Raw genomic sequence first — 25,227 nt, forward strand, 5'->3', positions numbered from 1 at the left:
AACGAAACCAACAGAGGAAGAACGATAATGCTGAATTTTAAACGTCGACATTTTTCTGCAGCTCTTGCTGCGACCGTTCTTGCCGGCGCGACCTTGTCTGCCGGTCTTGCCAACGCTGCTGAAAAGACGATCGCCCTAGTGCAGATCAACCAGCAGGCGCTGTTTTTTAACCAGATGAACGAAGGTGCTGAAAAGGCGGCCAAGGAAGCCGGCGTCAAGCTGGTGATCTTCAATGCCAATAACGATCCCGCCGCCCAGAACAGCGCGATCGAGACCTATATCCAGCAGAAGGTGGACGGCATTGCCGTGGTCGCCATCGATGTCAACGGTATCATGCCGGCCGTAAATCAGGCGGCTGCCGCCAATATTCCCGTCGTCGCGATTGACGCCATCCTGCCGGAAGGACCGCAGAAAGCGCAGATCGGCGTGGATAACGGCAAAGCGGGCGCGGACATGGGGAAATTTTTCCTCGATTACGTGAAGTCCGACATGGCCGGCAAGGCCAAGATCGGTGTCGTCGGCGCACTGAACTCCTTCATCCAGAATATCCGCCAGAAGGGCTTTGAAGACACCATCAAGGACGAGCCCGGCATCACGTCCGGCGGCGTTGTCGATGGCCAGAACGTTCAGGACACCGCACTTTCGGCAGCGGAAAACCTCATTACCGGCAATCCGGACATGACCGCCATCTACGCCACCGGTGAGCCGGCCCTCATGGGAGCAGTCGCGGCCGTTGAAAGCCAGAGCAAGCAGAAAGACATCAAGGTCTTTGGTTGGGACCTTACCAAGCAGGCGATTGCCGGTATCGATGCGGGTTATGTCGCAGGCGTCATCCAGCAGGATCCTTCCGCCATGGGTGCAGCGGCGGTCAAGGCGCTCAAGACGGTCTCCGACGGCGGTACCGTCGAAAAGACCATTGCCGTTCCGGTCACCATCGTCACCAAGGCCAATGTCGAACCCTACCGCGCGGTCTTCAAATGATTGCGGCCGGACAGCACACAGGCGCTGTCGACGGCGCCGGGGGAGATGTTCTCTCCCGGCAGCCCGATCGTGAAGCGCGCATCTCCCTGCGCAATATCCGCAAGACATTTGGCTCGCATCAGGCGCTTCGAGGCGTCGATCTCGATATTTTCCCCGGCGAATGCCTCGGTCTCGTCGGCGACAATGCGGCCGGTAAATCAACTCTGACCAAGGTGATATCCGGCACCTATATCCCTGATGACGGGACGATCACGATGGAAGGCGAGGCCATTCGCTTTTCAGGCCCCGCCGATGCCCGCAACCGCAACATCGAAATGGTTTTTCAGGATCTCAGCCTGTGCGATCATATCGATGTCGTGGGCAATCTCTTTCTCGGGCGCGAAATTACCAAAGGTCCGTTTCTCGACCGGCCGACCATGCTTTCGGAAGCTCGCAAGATGCTGGATGCACTGGAAATCCGCATTCCGCGCCTCACCTCCAAGGTGGAGAAACTCTCCGGCGGCCAGAGGCAGGCAATCGCGATCGCGCGCGCGGCCTCCTTCAATCCGAAGGTTCTGATCATGGACGAGCCGACATCGGCGCTTGCCGTTGCGGAAGTAGAAGCCGTGCTTTCGCTCATCAATCGAGTCAAGGCAAAGGGCGTGTCGGTTATTCTCATAACCCACCGGCTTCAGGATCTCTTCCGGGTCTGCGACCGCATCGCCGTCATGTATGAAGGCACCAAGGTGGCAGAGCGTCAGATCAACGACACCAGCCTCGAGGATCTCGTGCGGCTGATCGTGGGAGGGCAACGTCATTGACCGTCTATACTGAACGCGCCAAAGGCTCGCCGCTTTCGGACTTTTTCGCCGAAAATGCGCAGGTGCTTTCCATCGCGGCCTTTTTTGCCCTCTGCATGGTGTTCTTCTCCGCAACAACGGATACGTTTCTGACGGCCGGCAATCTTCTGAACGTGGTCCGTCAGGCCGCGCCCATCCTGATCGTCTCAGTCGCGATGACATTCGTCATCATCACCGGCGGTATCGATCTGTCCGTCGGCTCCATGGTCGCCCTGATCAATGCCGTCGGGGCGATCCTGCTTGCGGCCGGTTACCCCTGGCCGCTGGTTGTCGTCGCCATGCTCGTGCTCGGCGGCGGGCTTGGCCTAGTGCAGGGCTGGTTCATTGCCTATCAGGGCATTCCGGCCTTCATCGTGACGCTTGCAGGCCTCTCCATCCTGCGCGGCGTTGCCCTCTATATCACGCAGGGCTATTCCGTGCCGATACCGGAAGCGCCCGGTTTCTTTTACCTCGGCAGGGGTGATTTCCTTGGCATGCCCGTCCCCGCCCTGATCGGCGTCGTCGTTACCGTCATCGCCTATATCGTGCTTTCCAGCACCCGATATGGTCGTCGCGTAGTTGCTGTCGGCTCCAATCCGGAAGCGGCGCGCCGTGTGGGAATGCCCGCAAAATGGATTCTAGCGTCGGTCTATCTGGCTGCGGGCGTGGCCTCGGCCATTGCCGGCCTCATGATTGCAGCACGGCTGGGGTCCGGATCGTCGAATGCGGCCGTCGGTTTCGAGCTTCAGGTGGTTGCGGCCGTGGTTCTGGGCGGGACTTCACTGATGGGCGGCCGAGGCACCATTCTCGGTACGGTCCTGGGCACCATGACAATCGCCGTGATAGGCAACGGTCTTATCCTCATGCACATCTCTCCCTTCTTCACCCAGATCGTGACGGGCGCCATCATCCTTGCCGCGATCTGGCTCAACACACGCATCTTCACCGCCAACTTCCGCCTCGGCGCGAAGAGAAAGGGATGATGCGATGGCCACGGAACTGTCAGAAGGGCATATCCAGTCGGGAAAGATCATGACCGTGCAAGGCGCAATCGCTGCGGACCAGCTTGGCGTCACCCTGATGCACGAGCACATCCTCAACGATTGCCGATGCTGGTGGCACGCCCCAAGGACACCGGAGCGACAATATCTCGCCGAAGGCTTCGTCTGCATGGAAATCCTCGGCGAACTGCGTCAGGATCCCTTCGTCAACAAGCACAATATCACGCTCGATGACGAGCCGTTGGCGATTGCGGAACTGAACGATTTCGCCAGGGCGGGGGGACAGACTGTCGTGGAGCCGACCTGTCAGGGTATCGGCAGAAATCCGCTGGCGCTGCGACGGATTTCACAGGCGACGGGGCTCAACATCGTCATGGGCGCTGGTTATTACCTTGCGTCCTCCCACCCCGAAAAGGTGGCTGGGCTGACCGTCGAAGCTATTGCCGACGAAATCGTGCACGAGGCGCTCAACGGTGTCGATGGGACCGATATCCGCATCGGCCTGATCGGCGAAATCGGTGTTTCCGCGGATTTCACGGCAACGGAGGAAAAGTCACTGCGGGGAGCGGCGCAGGCGCAGGTCCGCACCGGCCTTCCCCTGATGGTTCATTTGCCGGGATGGCTTCGGCTGGGACACAGGGTTCTCGACATCGTCGCGGATGAAGGCGCCGATCTGAACCATACGGTTCTTTGTCACATGAACCCGTCCCACGCGGATATCACCTACCAGAGCGAACTCGCAGATCGCCGCGCCTTCATCGAATACGACATGATCGGTATGGATTTTTTCTACGCCGACCAGCAGGTGCAATGCCCCAGCGACGAGGATGCCGCCCGTTCGATTGTCACGCTGGCGGAGGGCGGTTACCTCGACCGCATTCTGCTGTCTCATGACGTCTTCCTGAAAATGATGCTGACGCGGTATGGCGGCAATGGCTACGCCTATATCCTCAGGCATTTCCTGCCGCGGCTGAAGCGGCATGGCCTCAACGACGCCACTCTTCAAACCCTCATGCGGGATAATCCGCGCTCGGTCTTCCAGGGAAAGACCTGACGAACCTATGGAAATGGAAAGATCATGACAAAAAAAGTTCTTCTCGTCGGCGAAAGCTGGGTCAGCTCCGCCACCCACTACAAGGGCTTCGATCAATTTGGCAGCGTGACGTTTCACCTCGGTGCCGAACCGCTGGTGAAGGCGCTAGACGGCAGCGAATATGAGCTGACTTACATGACTGCCCACGATGCGGTGGAGAAGTTTCCCTTCGAGATGGCAGGGCTTGACGTCTATGACGCCATCATCCTCTCGGATATCGGTGCGAATTCGCTCCTGCTGCCACCGGCCGTCTGGCTGCAGTCCAAAACCGTGCCGAACCGGTTGAAGCTGATGAAGGTATGGGTCGAAAAAGGCGGTGGCCTGCTGATGGTCGGCGGCTACTTCTCTTTCCAGGGCATCGATGGCAAGGCCCGCTGGCGCCGCACGCCGGTGGAAGATACGTTGCCCGTCACCTGCCTTCCATGGGACGACCGCGTGGAAATTCCTGAGGGCTCGACGGCCGATATTCTGAAACCCGACCATCCGACCGTGGCGGGCCTTTCCGGCGAATGGCCACTTCTGCTGGGGGTGAACGAGGTTGAGGTGCGTGACCGCGCCGATGTCGAGGTGGTTGCCCGTCTGCCGGAAGATCAGGGTTCCCATCCGCTGCTCGTCACCGGTCGGTTCGGCAAGGGCCGCACGGCCGCATGGACATCCGACATTGGTCCGCACTGGCTTTCTCCAGCCTTCTGCGAATGGGATGGCTATGGGCGGCTGTGGAAGAACATTCTCGGCTGGCTGACGGAAAAGCCGTGACCAGAGCGGCTACGCCTGCAAAATGGTCATCAGTTCTTGACGGCTGGGAAAGGCATCCTGTGTGCCCCGACGGCCAACCGTGATGGCTGCGGCCCTCGCGGCATCCTCAAGGGCACGCGCATCCACGGCGACGCCGCGAAGCGTGGCGGAGGCGAGCGCAACACCCGCGAAGCAATCGCCGGCGCCCGTAGTGTCGACGATCGTCGCTGGCGCCGCCGGCACCTCGATGGCGCCATCGGCGGACACGAGCACGCAGCCCTGCCCGCCAAGCGTGACGATGACGAGGCCGACACCGGCGCGCAGCAGGGACGCTCCGGCATCGGACCCTCTCTCACCCGTCAGCGCCTCGGCCTCGAGGCGGTTGAGGACGGCGATATCGATGAACGGCAGGACGCTTGCAAACCAGGGCTGAAGCGGCGACGGATTGAAAGCCGTCTTTAGTCCCTTCGATCTCGCCGCATCGAGAATGGCAAGGGTCGTTTCTTCCGAAAGATTGCCCTGCAAAACGAGAAGGTCACCGGAGACGGCGACGGCAAGGGCGTCCAAGGCAGCTTTTTGATCGAGCGCTGCCGCTGCCGAACGGGTAGTGATGATCGAGTTTTCACCGTCCGGCGTCGTCAGGATGATGGAGATATCGCTGGTGGCACTGTCGACGGGAATGAGCTTCGGTGTCAGTGGCTCGCGGGTGAGCGCTTTTCCGATCGCAACGGCGCGGTCGTCCCTGCCGACGGCGGCGACGAGCGTGGTTTCGACGCCGCAGCGCGAAAGAACAATGGCCTGGTTGCAGCCTTTGCCACCGAGACTGCGCGAGGCCTGCTCGCCGAAGATTGAAGCGCCTGCCTCCGGCAGTGCGGCAATGGAATAGGTTTCATCGAGTGCGATATTGCCGATAACAAAGGCACGCATGGAAAACTTTCGAAAGGGACTGGAAATGCAGACCATATCCGACAACGCGGCCAATGCCATTCAGGAAATTTTCGGCCGCAGCAAGGCGCTGATCGGCATGATACATTGCCCGGCCTTTCCGGGAGCCCCGCGTTATCGCGATGCGAGCATGGATACCATCTATGATGCCTGCATGCGCGATGCAGAACGCCTTGTCGAAGGCGGCATGCATGGCCTGATCGTCGAAAACCACGGCGACGTTCCTTTCTCCAAGCCTGACGATATCGGGCCGGAAACGTCGGCTTTCATGAGCGTGGTGACGGATCGCATCGTTCGCGCCGCCGGCGTGCCTGTCGGCATCAACGTGCTCGCCAATGCCCCGATCCCGGCCTTCGCGATCGCCATGGCGGGCGGGGCAAAGTTCATCCGCGTCAATCAATGGGCCAATGCCTATGTGGCCAATGAGGGTTTCATGGAGGGCCGTGCGGCCGAGGCGATGCGTTACCGTTCGCTGCTGCGGGCAGAGCACATCAAGGTTTTTGCCGACAGCCATGTGAAGCACGGCGCCCACGCCATCACGGCGGATCGCAGCATTGATGAGCTGACGCGCGATCTCGCCTTCTTCGACGCCGATGCCGTCATAGCGACAGGCCAGCGGACCGGAAACAGCGCGTCTCTTGAAGAGATCGAGGAGATCGGCGCGGCCACGCATCTGCCGCTTCTGGTCGGCTCAGGGGTCAACGAAGGCAATATTATCGAAATCCTCAAACGCACCAATGGCGTAATCGTGGCGTCATCGCTGAAGGAAGGCGGCGTCTGGTGGAACCCGGTCGAACTGTCCCGGGTACGTTCTTTCGTTGCAGCGGCTCAGCCCGGCCTCGATGGCTGAAAAGGAGACAGCAATGGCAAAACTTTCGATCAACGGCGAAAGACTGCTGGCAAATCTCGATCGATTTGCGGCGATCGGCGCAACTGAAAAGGGCGGCGTCAACCGGCAGGCGCTGACCGGACTTGATCGTGAGGCGAGACGACTGCTGGCGAAACTCGCCATTGATCGGGGCTTTTCCGTGTTCCAGGATCCCATCGCCAATCTCTTCGTTCGCCGGGACGGTCGTAACAACAGTCTTGCGCCGCTCTTGATTGGCAGCCATCTGGATAGCCAGCCGGCAGGCGGCCGGTTCGATGGCGCACTGGGAACGCTTTGCGCATTCGAGGTGCTGGAAACTCTCGAGGATTTCGGGATCGAAACGGAACGCCCCGTTGAAGTCGTCGCTTTCACCAATGAGGAAGGCTGCCGCTTTGCGCCGGGTTGCATGGGTTCAATGGCTTTTGCTTCACGGACAATCCCTGAAAGCTGGAGGAACCTTGCGGCAACAGATGACGGGGCCGATTTCGCAACCGAGCTTGCCGACACCTTGAAAAGTTTGCCCCAAGCGTCAATGCGCGAGCTCGGTTTTCCCGTATTTGCCTATATCGAGGTTCATATCGAGCAGGGGCCGTCGCTTGAAAAACAAGGCATACCAATAGGGATTGTCACGGGAATACAGGGGACGCGTTGGCTGCAAGTATCCATCTCCGGCCAGACCGCACACGCCGGCACCACAGCACTGATGTACAGGCGAGATCCGTTTCACGCTGCAGTCAATGGGTTGGGATCGCTTTTCCCTGCGATCATGCCATCGGATCCGTCCGCCCGCTTCACCGTTGGACGAATGGCACTGCAGCCGGGCGCCGTTAACGCCATTCCACAGACTGTGGTTTTCACCGTGGATATAAGACACCCCTCTATCGAAATCCTTGATGACATGGAGCGTAAAATTCGCGCGGTCACGCAAAGGGCCGCGGGTGATCAAAACTGTGAAGCGACGATTACGCAGATATTCGATATGCCGCCGGCGAATTTTCAGGAAGATATTATCGCGACGCTGGATCGCGCCGCCAAAGATCGCGGCTTTGTCACCCAACGAATGCTGTCTGGCGCTTTCCACGACGCCCTCTTCATGAATCGCGTCGCTCCATCAGCGATGATTTTCGTCCCCTGCCGGGATGGTCTCAGCCACAACGAGGCGGAGCATGTCGAACCCGAACACAGCATTGCGGGATGCAACATGCTTTTTGCCTCGGCCCTTCAAGCCCTCCGTTAAGCTCTGTGGAATACCACTCGGTGCGCATACCGTCAGGCAGCGCGCAAAGGTCGCTGGAAGAGACGGTATATCGTTAGGGTTTCGGAATAACCGTCGCCAGCTTGCGAAACGGTGACTGGATTTCGAGACGGCTTGGAACACCCTTGGCGATGCTGACGATCGAGCCTGGACCAATTTTCACAGGATCGGCGTCCGCCTGCGAATATATCGCCTCGCCCTCAATCACTACGAAGGTTTCTTCAAGTTCCCGGCCGGGGTAGTTGTAGATGCCTGGCTCCGCCTTCCAGACGGCGACGATCGTGCCGTTTTCGACGTCGTCTTGCCATATCTGACGGCGGAAGGAGCCGCCGTCCCGTCCTTCAGCCGGCATGGCCGGGACAAGGTCTACATCATCGGAGATATTGAAAATCGGCATTGTCATGAGCATTCTCCTCGCCAGGTTTGTTTGAGGATTTCGTTGGATTAGAGCTTGACGCGCGTCACGCATGGGGCGGAAGCTCCCTGCCCGCGAGCCTTGTCGCGATGTTGTCGCGCAGACGGTAATATCTCAGGGTCAGGGCTGGAGCGAAACTCATGTAGAAGGGTGCGGATTTCAGCGGCTCCAGTTTGAGAGCCAGTTCGTTTTCCGGCTTGCCGAGCGCCCATTCCGAGAGGATGGAACCCAGCATCGAACCGGTTGGCACGCCGCGACCCGAAAGACCTGTCAGAGCCACGACGCCCGGCGCAAGATTATAAAGACGTGGAACGGTGCGAAATTGCATGTCCAGTTCGCCAAACCAGACATAATCCCAGCGAATATCCTCGGTGATCTGGGGATGCAACCATTTCAGTCGCTCGCTCATGACCTGTTTCGTGTAGATCATGTCCCGCCCACGGCGCCCCATGGGAAACATCGATGCTACAATGCGACCTTCGGCGTTGTATTTATAGACGTAGATGTCACCCCGGCCATCATGGATCGTGGTGTTTTGTGGCAGAACGGTCCGGCGTGTCTCCTCTGACATTATTTGGGTCGCGGCGACGAAAACGCGCTGAATTTTGAAGGTCTGATCGAGCTTCGGCCATCCGCCGACAGTGTAGGCGCCAGTGGTGAAGATCACCTTGGATGCGATAACCTCTCCACGCTCTGTCGTCACCTTCCAGCCGCCTCTCGCCTCGCGCTCGCACCCCGTTACCCCCGAGCCGGTGAATATCCTCCCGCCCTCCTGAAGAACTGCTCTCCCAAGCCCTCTGGCATAACCGAGCGGATTGAGATGGCCTGCCTCTTCATGTAGCCAGCCACCCTCGAAACGTGGACTTCCGGTGACAGCAGTGATTTCATCGCGATCGAGCAGCCGGGTTTTGGCGCCGACCTGATTGTACGTCTCGACCTTGCGCCTTATTTCTTCCATTGCGCCGCCGTGCGGCGCACCCATCACATAACCCCGCTGCACCCATTCGCAGTCGATCTGGTAATCGCGGACCAGTTGGGAAACGCGATCATTCGCCCGCGTCTGCCGTTCGATGAGCCGTTCCGCCCAGGGTTCGCCAAGCATTTTGCGCAGCTCAGGCAGACTGTAATGGGTAAACGTCGGAGTGCAATGTCCGGCATTGCGGCCCGAGCCACCAAAACCGATTTCCTGCCGTTCCAGAAGAACGACGTCAACGCCTGCCCTGGCCAGTTCGAGGGCGGTGGTCAGCCCGGTATAACCGGCACCGACAATGCAGATATCTGCCTGGATGAGACCAGAGAGCGGTTCCGTCACCGGGGCGGAAGCGGCCGTCGCATACCAGAGCGTGACGTCAAAGGGCGAGAAAGAAGCCATCAACCCGCACTCTCAATTCAGATCGCTGCGGGCATCGAGCGCGTCGCGAAGTCCGTCGCCTATGAAGTTGAAACTCGTGACGGCAAGCGTGATGGCGACACCGGGTACGATGGCGAGCCAGGGCGCCTTGTCGAGATATTGCTGGGCACCGTTCAACATGTTGCCCCAACTTGGCAGCGGCGGCTGAATGCCGTAACCCAGAAAACTGATGTAGGCTTCAAGAAGAATGGCGCGCGCCACCGTCAACGTCGCCGCGACAATGATGGGCCCGGCAGCATTTGGCAGTAGTTCCCGAAACATGATCCAGCCATTGGGCAGACCAAGCATGCGGGCTGCCATCACGAAGTCTCGCTCGCGCAAGGAACGGACCTCTGCCTCGACCAGGCGTGCGATCTCCATCCAACTCGTGACGGCAATGATGACCGTGATCATAAACGGGCTCGGCTTGACGAAAGCGGCCAGTGCCAGAAGCAGGAAAATGCTCGGGAAAGAAAGAAACGCATCAACGAAGCGCATCAGGATTGCGCCGGTGCGACCGCCGTAATAACCGGCAACGACTCCGATGACTGTCCCGATCACCGTCGACAGCACCATGGCGAAAAAACCGACAAGCAGCGAGATGCGGCCGGCATTGAACAGGCGCGCCGCGATGTCGCGCCCGAGGGGGTCCGTACCGAATATGTGATGGCCGGTCAAAGGCGGCGCAAAGCGCGCGCGCAGATCAATGAACAACTCGTCGTAAGGCAAGAGATATGGGCCGACAACGCAGGCGAAGATCATGATCGAAATCATGATGACGCCAAGAACTGCCAGCTTGTGGCGGGCAAAGCGGAGAAGCGTACGGTTCTGCCACCAGCGGAAGCGTGGCACGGCGCGGGTGGGTTGGAGTGTGGCAGCGGACATGGTCTTTCCTTCCGTTGATTGCGGTGCTCGCCGATTAAGTCCTATCCGAGCCGGATACGGGGATCGACGAGAGCGACCATCAGGTCAGCGAGCAGGCTGCCGAGCAGCACGAGGATTGCGGAAAACATCAAAAGGCCCATGACCACCGGATAGTCATGATAACCAAGGCTATCGAGGAAGAGACGCCCCATGCCCGGCCAGGTAAAGACGGTTTCCGTAACAAGCGCACCACCGAGGATCGTCGGGAGCTGAAGGCCGGCAAGCGTGATCATCGGCAGGAGGGCGTTGCCAACGACATGTTTCATCAATACCCGACGTGGCGACAGCCCCTTGGCCCGCGCGGTGCGGACGAAATCCTGATTGATGACGTCAAGCGTCGCGGTCCGCATATAGCGGCTCCAGACGGCGATATTGACGAGTGCTAGCACCAGGCTCGGCATGATCAGGTGGATCGCATAGTCGTAGAATGACTGGTCACCGATGGTGTACATGTTGCCCGCAGGCAGCCATTTCAGCCGCAGCGCAAAAACATAGATCGCAACCAGGCCGAACCAGAAAGTTGGAATGGACAGTGCGATCATCGCGCCGACTGTCGCGGTATAATCGAACAACGTATAACGCTTGGTGGCACCCTTGATCCCGATCCACGTACCGACAAGGATCGAGACGACCGTCGATGAGATCATCAAAAGCAATGTCGCGAAAAGATGTCCGGAGATAATGTCGAGAACCGGGCGCTGGTCGCGATAGGATTTACCCCAATCACCCTGCAGTAATCGCCAGGCCCAATCCAGATACTGGATCGGCAAAGGCCGATCGAGGCCCATCTGGTGGGCGATGCGGTCGAGAGCTTCCCGCGTCATGCCCGGCGTGAGAGCAAATTGCGACAGGGGCCCGCCCGGCGCAAGATTGAGGATCGCAAATCCAATAATCGAAACAAGCAGCAGGAGCACAAGGCTCTGCCATATGCGGTGCAAAAGAAAGGTCAGCATTGGTGAGACTCCAGGTCGCATCGTGGACAGGCATCAAGCCCGTCCACGAATAGCCGTCAGTGCACCGGCTGTTTCAAAGCCGGCGCGTTCCACATATCTCGGAGCAAAGCCCCGGTTTCGTGGCTCGCCTTTACGCCAGATGCCAGGTCGCAACGTTCCATGTGTCGATGCGCGTATTGACGTTCGGCTTGACGTTCTCGATACCCTGCTTGTGGCCGCGGACCGTCGCATATTGGAACAGCGGCAGAAGCGGCATTTCCTTGCGCATGATCTCTTGAATTTTCAGGTAAACCGCCTTGCGCTCCTCCGGCACGAAGAGGCTGCCGCCTTTCGCGAGAAGATCATCAACTTCCTTGTTGACAAACTGCCAGGTGTTCTGGCCCGAACCGCCTTTCGCCGGGCTCGAAGTCGAACGGAAAAAATCAGATGTATCGGGGTCGGGCCCGGTCAGAAAATCGAGGCCAACAATAACGGAATCGAATTTCGACAACATCCAGTAGTCGCCCCACATGACAGCCGGCGGCAGGTTGGAGATGGTCATTTCCACGCCGATGTCCCTAAAGGATTGCTGCATGTATTGCTGCACCTGTTCGCGGATGTGATTGCCCGCTGTTGTCGAGCAGGTGAAGGCAAGCTTCACCCCGTCCTTCGCGCGAATACCATCGGCACCGGCCACCCAGCCCGCATCATCCAGAAGCTTCTTCGCCTTTTCGATGGAATATTCATGTTTGGGCAAATCCGGATTGTAATAGAATGACTGCCGGGGGACGTAGCTCTCCGTGGGAGTTGGCAAACCGTAATAGAGCGCTTCTATGATCGACTGTTTGTCGATTGCGGCATAGAGAGCCTCCCGGACAGCCGGATCCTTGAATTGTGGCCGCTCCATGTTGAAGGAGAGCGATTCAATCGTTGAACCGGGTACGACATTGACAACCTTTCCGGAAAGATCCTTGGCCTCGTCATAGTGGTCCGGCGTGATCCACTGCAGACCAACAACGTCGATATCGCCTGTCTTGAACTGGGTGTACAGAACATTGAGGTCAGGGACATATTTGTAAATCAGACGCTCGACATGCGGGCCGTCACCAAAATAGTCGGTGTTGGCTTCAAGAAGGATGTAATCGCCGGCGACGCGTTCCTTCCATTTAAAGGCTCCGGTACCGACAGGTGCGTTGTTATAGGCGGCTGTGTTGCGGTCCGCTTCCGCACCGAGAAGATGTTTCGGGGTCATGAAGGTGGAAGCAAGGATAGACGGATAGGGCGCAAAGGGCTTTTCCATCTTCCAGGTGATTTCCGTCGGGGACACGACGGTCAGGTCACGGACGAATTCATGTCCGGTCTTGCGCCACGACCGGAAATTCGGATCGACGAGAAGCTCAAGTGTGAACTTGACATCTTCGGCGGTAAACGGCTTTCCATCGTGCCACTTGACGTCGTCACGAAGCTTGACTTTCCAATTGAGACCATCGGCGGAAATACCGCCGTTTTCGACTGTTGGGACCTCCGCAGCTAGCGCCGCGACGAAGGCGCCCTTCTCGTCCACGTAAAACAGCGGGTCAAAAATGCTGAAGTGGATCCCTTCATCCACTTCAATGTGGGGCATATGCGGATTGAAGACAGTGGGTTCCTGAGAGAAGCCGACGGTCAGCTGGCCTTTGGCAGACTTGTCCTGCGCCATGGCGCGGGAAAAGACCGGAAGTCCGGAAAGGACAACACCGGATGCACCAAGTGCAAAAAGGCCGAGTGCCTGGCGGCGGGTGGTGTTGATAAGCGGCTTGTTCTGGTCGGACATTTTTAGTTCCCCTTGATCCGATGGTTGAACATGACGATTATTGTTTCTTCCGCCTCTTTGGGCAGTTTGGCTCCCTTCGACAGTTGCCTGCCTTATGCTTTGAGATGACGGCTTGCGCTCAGCCCCGTGGCTTCATCCTAGAATCCGCTGACGAGTTTGATCTTCGAGCCATCGCTAAAGCGGCTGAACCGAAAATCATGGCGATCAACGATCGGGTTACGGCCGGTGACAATGTCGGCCATCAACTTTCCGGCCGCGGGCCCTATTCCAAACCCGTGGCCTGAAAAACCGGTCGCGACATGGAAGCCCGGAATGGCGTCAACGGCGTCGATGACCGGAATGGCGTCCGGCGTTACATCGATCATGCCTGCCCAGCGCTGCGAGATTTCCGCCTTTTCGAAAATCGGAAATGCCTGTTTCAGCTTCGCCAGAGCGCCGTCCGTCATCGCTTTCGACGGAACCGGATCGAGCACGCGGTTATATTCGAAGGGTGACGGCTCATCGAGATTCCAGCGACGCGGTATGCGCCATTCATCGTAGAACTTGCCCGTCAGACGCAGATCGAGCGAACGCCACTCGTGCCGCAAAGCGGGCAAGAATTTCAACGCGTAGCGGAAAGATGCCGGAACGATGTCGACGATATTCTGAAAACCGTTTGCGATCGTATATCCACCATCCAGACGCTTGCGGATAGCAAAACCATTTGACCAAATTGCCTCTTCCGGCCCGCCCTCCAGCGGCTTTGTCCGCAGCACAGAGTTCATGACCTTGAGCTGCGGTAAGTCGAGCCCGTTATTACCCAGGAAGAGGCTGGACCATGCGCCTCCTGCCATTACCACAGCCTTGCAGGCGATTTCGCCACGCTCCGTCACCACGCCGGAGACCCTTCCACCTGAAAGCTGGAGGCCGCGCACTGCGCATTCTGTGAGGATAGCGGCGCCCCGATCGCGTGCCGCTTCCGCAATCGCGGGCGCTGCCCGCTGCGGCTCCGCGCGGCAATCCCCGGCGGTGTAGAGCGCACCGGCAATATTCATATTGGATCCAGGATATTTCGACTTGAATTCCGCCGCACTCAGCATGCGACTCTCAATCTGGTAGCCCTCAAGATTATGGTTCCAGCGTTCGTGCTCGGCAAATTCCCGTTCATTGGCGCAGGTGAAGACGATGCCGGATTGTTTAAAACCCGTCTCCCGCCCGGTCCGGCGATTGAGGTCGGCCCAGATGCGAAGCGCCTCTGCCATCAGGGGCACTTCGCGCGGGTCGCGGCGGGAAATACGCACCCACCCCCAGTTCCGGCTCGATTGCTCATGCCCGATGCCGCCTTTTTCACACAGGGCAACCCGCAGCCCCTGATCGACAAGTTCGAGGGCGGTAGACGTGCCGATGATGCCGCCACCTATGACAACGACGTCGACTTCTTTCGGTAATTCCGCATCCCCATGAACGGGAACGACATAAGGACCGGGCATGTCAGAAAAACTCCTCAAGCTGGCAATTAATGGCGAACTCGGCAACGGAGGCCTCGTTCGGGAGGGACAGCAGCATAGCAATGATACGGGCGAGATCCGCGGGCTGGGTCATCTGCGCGGCCGGCCGCTCGGATAGGGCCGCAGCCATGTCGGTTGCCACGAATCCGGGGCAGACGGCAGTCGCGCGCACGCCCTTGTCGAAGCCCGCCTGCCGAACGGCGTGCGAGAGAGCCACGGCGGCAAATTTGGACAAGGAATAGCTGCCCGACGATGCCGACTTGACGCGCTTGCCCGAGAGAGATGCGAGGATAATAACTCGGCCACGACCGCTTTCGCACAATGGATCCCATGCGGCCTTCACAAGCCTCCGCGGTGCCTTGACGTTCACGGAGAACATTGCATCGATATCGTCGTCGTCAGCTTCGATCACCGTCTTCGGGATCATGATGCCCGCATTCGCCACGATGGCATCGATGCGACCGAAATGCTGAAGGGCATCTTGCGTCCATCTTTTTTCAGCAACCACATCATTCGCATCGTAAGTGAAGAGATGAACTTTTTCTTCGTGACCTGCGGCCCAGGAAGGCAGCGCGAGTGCGCGCATACCAAGTGAAACCCGCCAGCCTTCCTCCAAGAGGGTTGCGCCAATTTGATCGCCTATGCCGCGGCTTGCACCGGAGATGAGAGCAACGCGTTGTTCCGATCGATTTGTCATGAAAGCCCCACGATATGCCGATAGGCCCGACGCAGGATGTCGATCACCTGTTTCTGTTCGTCCTCGGGAATGAAGCTGAAGAAATCACGAGACTGCTGTGGAACGATCTCGCGAACTTTCACGGCGAGTGCCGCCCCTGCTTCGGTGATATAAAGTTCCTGCGCGCGGCTGTCTTCCTGCGACACTTCCCGGCGGATGAGGTCATGTGAAACCATCTGGTCAATAATCCTGCCCATGGCCGAACGGTCACGCATCGTAAGATGTGCTATCACCGAAGGGCGGATACCAGGATAGTCATCAACGAGCAGCAGGGTCGTGATTTTTCCTGTTCCCTTCGCCACATCCAGTCCCTCAAGCCGGTCATCGAGATCGCGCGACACGGCAAGATTGATCGTGCGGATGTAGAAGCTCAACGTGTCTTCGAGAACATCGAGATTAATATTGGTCGGTGACACGGGCGGTTTCGCAGTTGGCTTATGCATGAGTTTTCCGATCGAATGGCCACAGGACAGCAGTTGCGGGTACGCTTCCGGGCGCGCCACAGTGCAGGTTTGGGCCATGTCGTATTGCAGTTTTGTGACTATATGAAATGACAATTAGTGGACGAACGCAACTACTTTTCCACAAAAATATGAAATTTATTTATATATTTCATTGCCTTATATCGACGTGTTAAAGCGCCGTCGGACCAGGCAGAAATCCGGCTGTCAGAGCGTTTGGAATTGGCACGCGAGACAAATAGACGTTCGGGAAAACCGCCCGGACGTCTGAATTGTTACATAACCTAGGCCGTCGCCGCCGGCTCCCAGTCTGCGCCGGGTATGGCCGCAACCAGTTTCTGCGTATAGGGGTGCGTGGGCGATCGGAAGATTTGGGTGGGCGGCCCCTGCTCCACCACGGTTCCCTTGTGCATGACAAGCACATCATCGCAAATCTGGCTTGCGACCCTGAGATCATGGGTAATGAAGATCATCGCCACCTTCATTTCTCTTTGAACATGGGCCAGAAGTTGCAGGACCTGCGCCTGTATGGACACGTCCAGCGCGGAAACGGCTTCGTCGGCCACCAGAACAACCGGGTCGAACATCAGGGCGCGGGCAATGCCGATGCGTTGGCGCTGACCACCGGAAAACTCGTGCGGAAAACGGTCATAGGCCTGCTCGTCCAGACCAACGAGCTTTAGAATTCCAAGGGCCTTTGTTCTCGCCTCGTGCAAGGCCATTCCATGAGCCAGCGGACCAACCGTCAGAATTCTGCCGATGGTGTGGCGCGGATTGAGCGAAGCAAACGGATCCTGAAAGATCATCTGAATATAGGGCCGCAAGGATCGAAACGCGCTTTCGTCCATCGCAGCTATATCGCGACCGTCGAAGCGAATGGCGCCGCCATCCGAGTCAAGCAACTTCAGCAGAACGCGCCCGAGCGACGACTTGCCCGAGCCGCTCTCCCCGACAACACCGAGTGTCTGCCCTTTTCTCACTTTGAAGCTAACGCCGTTTACCGCCTTGACGGTCCGGGCCTTGCGGAAAAACGAGCCGGAACTGCGGTATTCCTTTTCGAGGTTTTCCACTTCGAGAACAACGGGAGCGTCTTCGTCAAGCGGGCGCTCTGCGTTGCGCATGCGCGGCACAGCAGCAACCAGCCGCTGCGTGTAGGGATGAACCGGGTTGACCAGAACCTGATCAGCCCTTCCCTGCTCGACGAGATGTCCCTTTTCCATCACCACAACACGGTCGGCAATTTCCGCAACCACGCCGAAATCATGGGTGATGAACATCACGCTCATGTTTTTTCGCTTCTGGATTTTGCGGATAAGGTCCAGAATCTGTGCCTGCGTGGTAACATCAAGCGCAGTCGTCGGCTCATCGGCAATCAGGACATCCGGATCAAGCGCCAGCGCCATGGCGATCATGACACGCTGCCGCTGTCCGCCGGAGAGACGGAAAGGATATTGCAGTCGCATCAACGACGGGTCTGGAAGGCCCACCTCCTCCAGCAATTCCAGAACCTTGGCGTTTCGGCTCTGCGGCGTTCCGGCCCCATGGGCTTCCAGGACCTCTGAGATCTGGTCGCCGACGGTCATCAACGGGTTGAGCGCGGAAAGCGGATCCTGAAATATGATCGAGACCGCCTGACCGCGTAAAGGCCGGATTTTTTCCTCCCTGGCCGAGAGGATGTCCATTCCTCTAAAGTGGATTTCGCCGGAACTGACTGTGATGACTGGCGACAAAAGTCCCATGATCGTACTTGCGGTAACGGACTTGCCGGATCCCGACTCGCCGATGATGCAAAGGATTTCCCCAGCGTGAAGGTCGAACGAAATATCCTTGACCGCGTGGCTGCGCTCCATTCCCGGCGGCAAATCCACCGTGAGATGACGAACGGACAGCACCACGTCGGCCGACGTGGCTGAATGCGACATAAGTTCCCCTTGTTTTTTGTAACTTTGTTCGCGTTTGCCCGGCATATCACACCGGAGACAAAATAGTGGACTATATCCACTATCTTGTCCAGCAGCGACTTCTGCCTGAAGCCGGCCGTCCGATCGTTACTTGTCCATTGCCTGCGCGCCTATTTTGCCTTTTCCAGATGACCACCAAAGGCATTGCGCATTGCCGAGAGCACTTTGCCGCCAAATTCGGCCTCACCGCATGACGAGAAGCGCTCGAACAGCGCCGATGCCAGCACGGGAGCCGGTACGCCCGTTTCGACAGCCGCCTGCAGTGTCCAGCGCCCCTCGCCGGAGTCCGAAGCCCGGCCACCATACTGGTCTGGATCAGGGTCCTGCTTCAGGGCCTCGGCCGTCAGATCGAGCAGCCATGAGCCGATGACAGACCCGTGCCGCCAGACCTCCGTCACGGCAGGAAGATCGATATCGAACTGGTAATATTGCGGATGGGCGAGAGGGGCCGTTTCCGCATCCGCGGCGCGGTTCTGCATACCGGCATTGGCAGCCTTCAATATGTTCAGACTTTTGGCGTAGGCCGCCTTAACACCGTATTCAATGCCATTATGCACCATCTTGACAAAATTTCCCACCGCTGGGTCCGCAATGCAGATATCCCATCGGGGCACTGCGCACCGCTACGATTTGATACATAAATGCGGGTTTCAGGAAACATGCCGGATACCTGCAGGGCAGATCATTGCCTGATCTATTTCGGATCAGGCAGGATTTCCCATGAAGAGGCAGATTTTCTTCGCCGTCGCCCTATCGGTTGCGGCAGCAGGTTTTGGAACCATTTATTCGAGCTCAGCGGACACGCCTTCGGAACTTGCCTCTCCCATCTATGGTGTGACGCTTCCTGAAGGATATCGTGACTGGAAGTTCATCGCGCCCGCGCAGGAAGCGCCGCCGCTGGACGAGCTTCGCGCTGTTCTGGCAAACGATGTCGCCGTCGACGCCTACAAGAGCGGAACCCTGCCCTTCCCAGACGGCTCAATCCTGGTGAAGCTTGCATACAAGCGGCAGCAATCCACGGAGTTTCCGCCGGCCACGGTTCCGGGCGCGGCGACCACAGTGCAGGTGATGGTGAAAGACTCAAAGAAATATGCCGGCAGCCACGGCTGGGGCTTCGGGCGGTTTGTCAACGGCAAGCCGGTGGACGCCGCCCAGCATGAGACCTGTCTCTCCTGCCACGAGGGCAACGTTAAAGACCATGATTTCGTCTTTACGCGCTATGCGCCGTGACGAATGACGGGGGCATGCGGTTTGGCTTTTGCGGCCGTGCGCCTGAGGCGGCTTTTACACTCGAATACAAATTCACCGAAGCCCCGACACATCAGGGATACGTGAGGCCGGGAAATTGGCGCCATCGCCGGGTCGCCTTCGCCGACCGGAGCCCCGAACTCCTGCCTGAAAGGAAAAGATGATGACGTTTCTGGTCATTGCCTATCTTGGAGGGGCGCTGACAATTCTCAGCCCCTGTATCCTGCCCATCCTCCCCTTCGTTTTTGCGCGGGCGGGGCAACCGTTTCTGCGCAGCACGCTGCCCCTGCTCGCGGGAATGGCGGCAACCTTTTGCGCCGTCGCGACGCTGGCCGCGGTGGGCGGCAGCTGGGCAATCAGCGCCAATGAATATGGCCGGCTCGCGGCTCTTGCGCTGCTTGCGGTCTTCGGCGTCGGGCTGCTCTCGCCGCGTGCGGCCAGCATCATCACCCGTCCGGTCGTCGAACTCGGCAACCGGCTCGCCAATGCCGCCGGCAAGCCCGGGGCAATGCCAACGGTTGCGGGCTCGCTGTTACTCGGCATCGCCACCGGCCTTTTATGGGCGCCCTGCGCCGGACCGATCCTCGGGCTTGTGCTGACGGGTGCGGCCTTGAAGGGGGCCAATCTGGAAACCAGCCTGCTGCTTGCCGCCTATGCCGCCGGGGCTGCGACCTCCCTTGCCGTCGCCATCCTCGTCGGCGGCAGGGTATTTGCGGCCATGAAGCGGTCTCTGGGTTTCAGCGAGCGGATCCGGCAGGTGCTTGGCGCGGCGGTGCTTGCCGGCGTCGCGGTCATCGCGCTCGGGCTGGATACGGGTTTCCTGTCGCAGATTTCCTATGCGAGCACGGCATCCTTCGAACAACGGGTGCTCGATCGGCTCCACACCGCCATAGCGCCAGAAGTGGCGGCGGCGGGCGTCAGCGCCGCCACGGCACGGTCGGAGCTGCCGGTTGAGGGCAAGGCCCCATCCCTCGACGGCGCCGTGGAGTGGCTCAATTCCCCGCCGCTCACGCGTGAGCAATTGCGTGGCAAGGTCGTTCTCGTCGACTTCTGGACCTATTCCTGCATCAACTGCATCCGCACCATTCCCTATGTGCGTGCCTGGGCGGACAAATACCGGGATCAGGGCCTCGTCGTCATCGGCGTTCACGCCCCCGAATTCGCCTTTGAAAAGAAGATCGACAATGTCAGACAGGCCGTCGCCAGCTTCAAGATCGATTACCCGGTGGCAATCGACAATGATTACAGGATCTGGCGCGCCTTTGATAACAGCTATTGGCCGGCGCATTACCTGATCGATGCCAGGGGCCAGATCCGTTACCACCATTTCGGCGAGGGCAATTACCGGCAGACCGAAGAGGCGATCCAGGACCTGCTGCGCGAGGCCGGCAGCAGCGCCTCCGCCAGCGCACCGGTGAACCCGGAGGCGGCAGGAGCCGAAGCCGCTGCGGATATCGGGCACATGCGCTCGGGCGAAACCTATATAGGCTACCGGCAGGCTCGAAGCTTCGCATCCAACGAGGCGATGCGTGCAGACACGCCGCGCGACTACTCCGTCAAGAGGCCTTCCCTCAACGAATGGGGACTTTCCGGCACCTGGACGATTGGCGCGGAGGCGGCCACACTTGATGCGGCTGATGGCGGCATCACCTATCGCTTCAGCGCCCGTGACCTGCATCTGGTCGTTGGGCCGGATGCAGCCGGAAAACCGGTTCGTTTCCAGGTCACCATCGACGGGCATCCGCCGGGTGCGGATCATGGGGCCGACACGGATGCCGAGGGCAATGGCGTCGTCACCTCAACCCGTCTTTACCAGCTTGTCCGCCAGTCCGGCGCCGTCGAAGCGAGAACCTTTACCATCCGCTTCCTCGACCCCGGCGTGCAGGCCTATGCCTTCACTTTCGGGTGACCCGGATTTTCCTCCCGTTCCCATCAAAACCAAAGGAGAAATATGATGCACCATCGTCTCATGCCAAAATTCGCGCTTGCCCTCGCAACCGCACTGATCGCTTTTGCCGCACAGGCGGCAGAGGTGAAGAATATCGTCATCGTCCATGGCGCGCTGGCCGACGGTTCGGCCTGGCGCAGGGCGACAGACATCCTTGAAAGCCGTGGTTTCAACGTCACGATCGTGCAGGAGCCCATCACCTCTCTTGCCGATGACGTGGCGGCCACCAACCGTGTTCTCGATCTCCAGCAGGGGCCGAGCCTGCTTGTCGGGCACAGCTACAGCGGGATGGTGATCTCGGAAGCGGGTAACCGGCCGGATGTGGCCGGGCTGGTCTATGTCGCCGCCTTCCAGCCGGAGAAGGGAGAGAGCCTTCTCGACCTCGCCGGCTCGAAACCGCCGGCTGGCAACGGCATCAAGCCGACGAAGGATGGCGCGTTCCTTTATCTCGATCCCGCCGTCTTTGGACAAGATTTCGCCGGCGATCTGCCGCGTGAGGACGCGGCCTTCATGGCAAGAAGTCAGGTCTTCGCCGCCAAGGCCGCCTTTGCCGCCTTTGCCGCCAAAGCCGGCGAACCCGCCTGGAAAACCAAGAAAAGCTGGTCGATTGTCGCAACGCAGGACCGCTCGATCAACCCCGATCTCGAGCGCGACATGGCCAAGCGCGCCGGCAGTGCGGTGACCGAGATTGCGGCAAGCCATGCGGTCTTTGCCTCCCAGCCTGAAAAGGTCGCAGACGTCATCGAACAGGCCGCCCGGCAATCCGCGAAATAAACCGCGCCCGCCTCGAAATCCAACACAGCCGCCCCAGACACCGGGGCGGCTGATTGCGTAAGGAGGGCGGACCGAATGTATCAGTCTGTATCCGGAATGCCCCCTGCTACAAAACCATTCACATTCGTCCTCCTTGCGACACATCGAGGATACACGCACCGCGTTACCTGCCCGCATCCAACATGGACAGGAGAGACAGCAATGAATTCCGAGATCAATTTCCAGCGCCGCCGCTTCTTCGGCATTGCCGCAATGACAGTTGCCGCCGTCGAATTCGGGGTCGCAGGCATTGCTCATGCCAAGGGCGAAGCGCCTTCGCCTCAGCCGTCAACCGGACGCGACGGAGCCAGCTCCTTTGGCGGCCTGAAGCAGGTTGAAGCGGGCGTACTCAGCGTCGGTTATGCAGAAGCCGGCCCCGCAGACGGCCCTGTCGTGCTGCTGCTGCACGGATGGCCTTATGACATCTACAGCTATATCGATGTCGCACCCATCCTTGCATCGGCTGGATATCGGGTACTCATCCCCTATCTGCGCGGATATGGCACGACCCGTTTTCTCACGGACGACACCGCACGCAACGGACAGCAGGCGGCGCTTGCGGTCGATATGATCGCCTTTCTCGACGCGCTCGGCGTCAAGCAGGCGGTCGTTGCCGGTTATGACTGGGGCGCTCGCACCGCCGATATCATGGCGGCGCTCTGGCCCGAACGTTGCACCGGGCTCGTATCGGTCAGCGGCTACCTTATCGGCAGCCAGGAGATCAACAGGAAGCCGCTTCCGCCCAAGGCGGAACTTTCCTGGTGGTATCAGTTCTATTTCGCGACGGAACGCGGCCGTGCGGGCTATGCCGCCAACACCCGCGACTTCGTGCGCCTGATCTGGCAGACGGCATCTCCGACCTGGAAATTCAGCGACGAGACCTTCAATCGTTCGGCCCCCGCATTCGACAATCCCGACCATGTGGCCATCACCATCCATAATTACCGCTGGCGGCTGGCACTGGCCGACGGAGAAGCCAAGTACGATAATTACGAGCGCCAGCTTGCGAAACTTCCCGTCATCACCGTGCCGACGATAACGCTGGAAGGCGACGCCAACGGCGCGCCGCATCCGGATCCTTCCGCCTACGCATCGAAGTTTTCCGGCAAGTACCAGCACCGCAACATCAGCGGCGGCATCGGTCACAACCTGCCGCAGGAAGCACCCGAGGCTTTTGCCAACGCTGTTCTGGACGTCGCAAAGCTTTAAACTTGCCGAAGCCCGCGAACCGTTGTCTTACTGCATGTAACAGCAGGGGACGCGGCAGCGGGCCACTCAAACCGTCCGGACGACGAAGGCATCCAAATGGAACATATCGACCATATTCTCGTCGTGGACGACGACAGGGAAATCCGGGAGCTGGTCTCCAGCTACCTGAAGAAGAACGGCCTGCGCACGAGCGTGGCGGCCGACGGACGGCAGATGAGAAGTTTTCTCGACGGCAATACCGTCGATCTCATCGTGCTCGACGTGATGATGCCAGGCGATGACGGGCTGGTTCTATGCCGTGAGTTGCGAGCGGGGAAACACAAAGCCACGCCGGTCTTGATGCTGACCGCCCGCGATGACGAGATGGATCGCATTATCGGGCTCGAAATGGGCGCCGACGACTATCTGTCGAAGCCCTTCGCTGCCCGTGAGCTTCTTGCGCGGATCAAGGCCATCCTGCGCCGCACGCGGATGCTGCCACCCAATCTGCAGATCAGCGAGGCCGGGCAGCTCCTGACCTTTGGTGACTGGCGCCTCGACACGGTGGGCCGTCACCTGCTCGACCGGGAGGGCACGACCGTGGCCTTGAGCGGGGCTGAATACCGGCTTCTCAGGGTCTTCATAGATCATCCCCAGCGCGTCCTCAACCGGGACCAGTTGTTAAATCTCACCCAGGGACGCGATGCCGAGCTTTTCGACCGGTCGATCGATCTTCTCGTGAGCCGCGTGCGCCAGCGGCTGGGGGATGACGCGCGCGAACCCATCTACATCAAGACGGTACGGGCGGAGGGTTATGTCTTTGCGGTGCCCGTGGAGATTTCGGAGCCGAGGATATGAACGGCCCGCGCCTGCTCGCCGGCTGGTGGCCGCGCTCATTGCGGTCCAGACTTTTTATCATCCTTTTTGCCGGCCTCACCATTGCCTACGGCCTGTCGTTCAGCATCCTTTTTGCCGAACGATATATGTCGGCAAAGGCGGTCATGCTCGGCACTCTGGAGCAGGATCTGGCGGTATCGATCGCCATCATCGACCGCCTGCCTGCGGAAGAGCGGGCGCAATGGATCCATCGCCTGAGCCGCAACAATTATCAACTTGTCCTCGGCCCCGGTCTTCCCGGCGTTTCCGACATGTCCGGCCGTGGCGCTGAAATTGCGCAGAGAATCGAGGAAGCCGCGGGACACCGTTTTCCCGTCAGGGTCGAGTCCATTCCCGGCGACGGCAAGCGGCTTCAGGCACACCTGACGCTTTCGGACGGCTCGCCCCTGACGATCGACGTGACACCGCGCGGCGTGATGCCCCTGGCGGAATGGCTGCCTTATGTCTTCGCCGCGCAGATGGCGCTTCTCCTCCTCTGCACCTGGTTTGCAGTGCGACAGACGACCAGACCGCTCAGCGCACTTGCTGCGGCAGCCGAAGCACTGGATCCGGGGAAAAAGGGGTCGGCGATGAGTGAGAGCGGCCCAAGCGAAGTTGCCCACGCCGCCCGCGCGTTTAACGCCATGCGCGATCGCGTCGCGCAATATCTCGAGGAGCGTGTCCAGATTCTTGCGGCGATTTCGCACGACCTGCAGACGCCCATCACCCGGATGCGGTTGCGGGCCGATATGGCAGACGATACGCCGGAAAAGGAAAAGCTGGTCAGTGACCTGCGTGAAATCGAACGCCTGGTGCAGGATGGGATCGCTTACGCACGCAGCGCTCACGGTAATGGCGAGAAATCCTCCCGTATCGATCTGGCCTCTTTCATCGACAGCATTGCCTACGACTATCAGGATACCGGAAAAGCCGTAACAGTTGCCGGCATGGTGCGCGGCACCGCGTCGACAAAGCCACATGCATTGCGAAGAATCCTGACGAACTTCATAGATAACGCCCTCAAATTCGCCGGCAGCGCCGAGATTAAAGTGGACCGGCGTGGTGAAGGCACCGTGGTCATCACGGTGCTCGATCGGGGGCCGGGCATCCCGGACGAGATGCTGCAAAATGCCATGCAGCCCTTCTTCCGGATCGAAACATCGAGAAACCGCGATACGGGCGGAACGGGTCTCGGACTAGCGATCGCGCAGCAACTCGCCGGAACGATCGGCGGCTCGGTTCGCCTCTATAACAGGCAGGGCGGCGGGCTTGCGGCCGAGGTGGCTTTTCCCTGAGAGGGAAACGGGTCAACGATAACCAGTGACAAAGCGCCGATACT

Annotated in this window: 23 protein-coding genes and 1 pseudogene; 13 read left to right on the forward strand and 11 right to left on the reverse strand. The window is 59.2% G+C overall.

The genetic code is table 11. From position 1 onward, the window contains the following. Nucleotides 1-27 precede the first annotated feature (27 nt). Genes ACQZ5K_RS03490 through ACQZ5K_RS03510 form a run of 5 tightly spaced genes read left to right on the forward strand, consistent with a single transcriptional unit; the run spans nucleotide 28 to nucleotide 4,649 of the window. Entirely contained in the window at nucleotides 28-981 is a 954-nt protein-coding gene (locus ACQZ5K_RS03490; RefSeq protein WP_137004486.1) for an ABC transporter substrate-binding protein, read from the forward strand. Beyond that, nucleotides 978-1,781 carry an ATP-binding cassette domain-containing protein gene (locus tag ACQZ5K_RS03495; protein ID WP_137004487.1) on the forward strand — a complete coding sequence of 268 codons (804 nt, stop codon included), beginning with the start codon at nucleotides 978-980 and terminating at the stop codon, nucleotides 1,779-1,781. Before ACQZ5K_RS03490 ends, ACQZ5K_RS03495 begins: the two co-directional genes overlap by 4 nt. Continuing rightward, complete coding sequence (locus ACQZ5K_RS03500; protein WP_065656267.1) at nucleotides 1,778-2,782, forward strand: ABC transporter permease; 1,005 nt, start codon at nucleotides 1,778-1,780, stop codon at nucleotides 2,780-2,782. The genes ACQZ5K_RS03495 and ACQZ5K_RS03500 overlap by 4 nt, the downstream gene beginning before the upstream one ends. 4 nt (nucleotides 2,783-2,786) lie before the next feature. Further along, a complete protein-coding gene (locus ACQZ5K_RS03505; protein ID WP_137004489.1) occupies nucleotides 2,787-3,854 on the forward strand; it encodes a phosphotriesterase family protein in 1,068 nt (355 codons plus the stop codon). Nucleotides 3,855-3,878: 24 nt separating this feature from the next. Beyond that, nucleotides 3,879-4,649 (forward strand): glutamine amidotransferase, encoded by a 771-nt coding sequence (locus ACQZ5K_RS03510; RefSeq protein WP_448739688.1) that lies wholly within the window; start codon nucleotides 3,879-3,881, stop codon nucleotides 4,647-4,649. A 9-nt stretch (nucleotides 4,650-4,658) separates the two neighbouring features. Here ACQZ5K_RS03510 and ACQZ5K_RS03515 read toward each other — a convergent pair whose 3' ends face one another. Then, a complete protein-coding gene (locus ACQZ5K_RS03515) occupies nucleotides 4,659-5,555 on the reverse strand; it encodes a ribokinase (RefSeq protein ID WP_448739689.1) in 897 nt (298 codons plus the stop codon). Nucleotides 5,556-5,580: 25 nt separating this feature from the next. Here ACQZ5K_RS03515 and ACQZ5K_RS03520 point away from each other — a divergent pair, with 25 nt between their 5' ends. Together ACQZ5K_RS03520 and ACQZ5K_RS03525 are read left to right on the forward strand one after the other, a co-directional pair. Then, nucleotides 5,581-6,423, forward strand: a complete 843-nt coding sequence (locus tag ACQZ5K_RS03520; RefSeq protein WP_137004492.1) for a BtpA/SgcQ family protein — start codon at nucleotides 5,581-5,583, stop codon at nucleotides 6,421-6,423. Nucleotides 6,424-6,436: 13 nt separating this feature from the next. Then, nucleotides 6,437-7,678, forward strand: coding sequence for a Zn-dependent hydrolase (locus tag ACQZ5K_RS03525; RefSeq protein WP_137004493.1), 1,242 nt, complete (start codon nucleotides 6,437-6,439; stop codon nucleotides 7,676-7,678). 73 nt (nucleotides 7,679-7,751) lie between these two features. On the opposite strand, the gene ACQZ5K_RS03530 is transcribed toward ACQZ5K_RS03525, so the two are convergent. The 10 genes and pseudogenes from ACQZ5K_RS03530 to ACQZ5K_RS03575 form a co-directional block, all read right to left on the reverse strand. Next, complete coding sequence (locus tag ACQZ5K_RS03530; RefSeq protein WP_448739690.1) at nucleotides 7,752-8,099, reverse strand: cupin domain-containing protein; 348 nt, start codon at nucleotides 8,097-8,099, stop codon at nucleotides 7,752-7,754. Between the two features lie 58 nt (nucleotides 8,100-8,157). Further along, nucleotides 8,158-9,483, reverse strand: coding sequence for an NAD(P)/FAD-dependent oxidoreductase (locus tag ACQZ5K_RS03535; protein WP_448739691.1), 1,326 nt, complete (start codon nucleotides 9,481-9,483; stop codon nucleotides 8,158-8,160). 12 nt (nucleotides 9,484-9,495) lie between these two features. Beyond that, entirely contained in the window at nucleotides 9,496-10,386 is an 891-nt protein-coding gene (locus ACQZ5K_RS03540; protein WP_137004496.1) for an ABC transporter permease, read from the reverse strand. A 41-nt stretch (nucleotides 10,387-10,427) separates the two neighbouring features. Further along, nucleotides 10,428-11,378 carry an ABC transporter permease gene (locus ACQZ5K_RS03545; RefSeq protein ID WP_060723831.1) on the reverse strand — a complete coding sequence of 317 codons (951 nt, stop codon included), beginning with the start codon at nucleotides 11,376-11,378 and terminating at the stop codon, nucleotides 10,428-10,430. A 130-nt stretch (nucleotides 11,379-11,508) separates the two neighbouring features. Continuing rightward, nucleotides 11,509-13,170, reverse strand: coding sequence for a peptide ABC transporter substrate-binding protein (locus ACQZ5K_RS03550; protein ID WP_448739692.1), 1,662 nt, complete (start codon nucleotides 13,168-13,170; stop codon nucleotides 11,509-11,511). 137 nt (nucleotides 13,171-13,307) lie between these two features. Further along, entirely contained in the window at nucleotides 13,308-14,639 is a 1,332-nt protein-coding gene (locus tag ACQZ5K_RS03555; RefSeq protein WP_448739693.1) for an NAD(P)/FAD-dependent oxidoreductase, read from the reverse strand. A gap of 1 nt (nucleotide 14,640) precedes the next feature. After that, nucleotides 14,641-15,354, reverse strand: coding sequence for an SDR family NAD(P)-dependent oxidoreductase (locus tag ACQZ5K_RS03560; protein ID WP_137004499.1), 714 nt, complete (start codon nucleotides 15,352-15,354; stop codon nucleotides 14,641-14,643). After that, complete coding sequence (locus tag ACQZ5K_RS03565; RefSeq protein WP_137004500.1) at nucleotides 15,351-15,836, reverse strand: MarR family winged helix-turn-helix transcriptional regulator; 486 nt, start codon at nucleotides 15,834-15,836, stop codon at nucleotides 15,351-15,353. Before ACQZ5K_RS03565 ends, ACQZ5K_RS03560 begins: the two co-directional genes overlap by 4 nt. A gap of 302 nt (nucleotides 15,837-16,138) precedes the next feature. Beyond that, nucleotides 16,139-17,776 carry an ABC transporter ATP-binding protein gene (locus ACQZ5K_RS03570; protein ID WP_448739694.1) on the reverse strand — a complete coding sequence of 546 codons (1,638 nt, stop codon included), beginning with the start codon at nucleotides 17,774-17,776 and terminating at the stop codon, nucleotides 16,139-16,141. Between the two features lie 149 nt (nucleotides 17,777-17,925). Next, nucleotides 17,926-18,430 (reverse strand): annotated as a pseudogene (locus ACQZ5K_RS03575) (phosphogluconate dehydrogenase (NAD(+)-dependent, decarboxylating)); the annotation flags it as partial. 105 nt (nucleotides 18,431-18,535) lie between these two features. Between ACQZ5K_RS03575 and ACQZ5K_RS03580 the strand changes: the two are divergent. The 6 genes from ACQZ5K_RS03580 to ACQZ5K_RS03605 all read left to right on the forward strand — a co-directional run bounded on the left by ACQZ5K_RS03580 (nucleotide 18,536) and on the right by ACQZ5K_RS03605 (nucleotide 25,183). Then, nucleotides 18,536-19,045, forward strand: a complete 510-nt coding sequence (locus ACQZ5K_RS03580; protein WP_137004502.1) for a cytochrome P460 family protein — start codon at nucleotides 18,536-18,538, stop codon at nucleotides 19,043-19,045. 181 nt (nucleotides 19,046-19,226) lie between these two features. After that, nucleotides 19,227-20,972 (forward strand): cytochrome c biogenesis protein DipZ, encoded by a 1,746-nt coding sequence (locus ACQZ5K_RS03585; protein ID WP_210241512.1) that lies wholly within the window; start codon nucleotides 19,227-19,229, stop codon nucleotides 20,970-20,972. 45 nt (nucleotides 20,973-21,017) lie between these two features. Beyond that, nucleotides 21,018-21,785, forward strand: coding sequence for an alpha/beta fold hydrolase (locus ACQZ5K_RS03590; RefSeq protein WP_448739695.1), 768 nt, complete (start codon nucleotides 21,018-21,020; stop codon nucleotides 21,783-21,785). Nucleotides 21,786-21,986: 201 nt separating this feature from the next. Beyond that, nucleotides 21,987-23,033: an alpha/beta fold hydrolase gene (locus ACQZ5K_RS03595; protein WP_448739696.1), complete on the forward strand. Its 1,047-nt coding sequence runs from the start codon at nucleotides 21,987-21,989 to the stop codon at nucleotides 23,031-23,033. 96 nt (nucleotides 23,034-23,129) lie between these two features. Further along, nucleotides 23,130-23,870: a response regulator gene (locus tag ACQZ5K_RS03600; protein ID WP_026372362.1), complete on the forward strand. Its 741-nt coding sequence runs from the start codon at nucleotides 23,130-23,132 to the stop codon at nucleotides 23,868-23,870. Next, the gene (locus ACQZ5K_RS03605) at nucleotides 23,867-25,183 is read left to right on the forward strand and encodes an ATP-binding protein (protein ID WP_448739697.1); all 1,317 of its coding nucleotides are present in this window, start codon (nucleotides 23,867-23,869) and stop codon (nucleotides 25,181-25,183) included. The genes ACQZ5K_RS03600 and ACQZ5K_RS03605 overlap by 4 nt, the downstream gene beginning before the upstream one ends. Nucleotides 25,184-25,227: the final 44 nt, after the last annotated feature.

The sequence above is a fragment of the Agrobacterium sp. 22-226-1 genome (assembly GCF_053522345.1).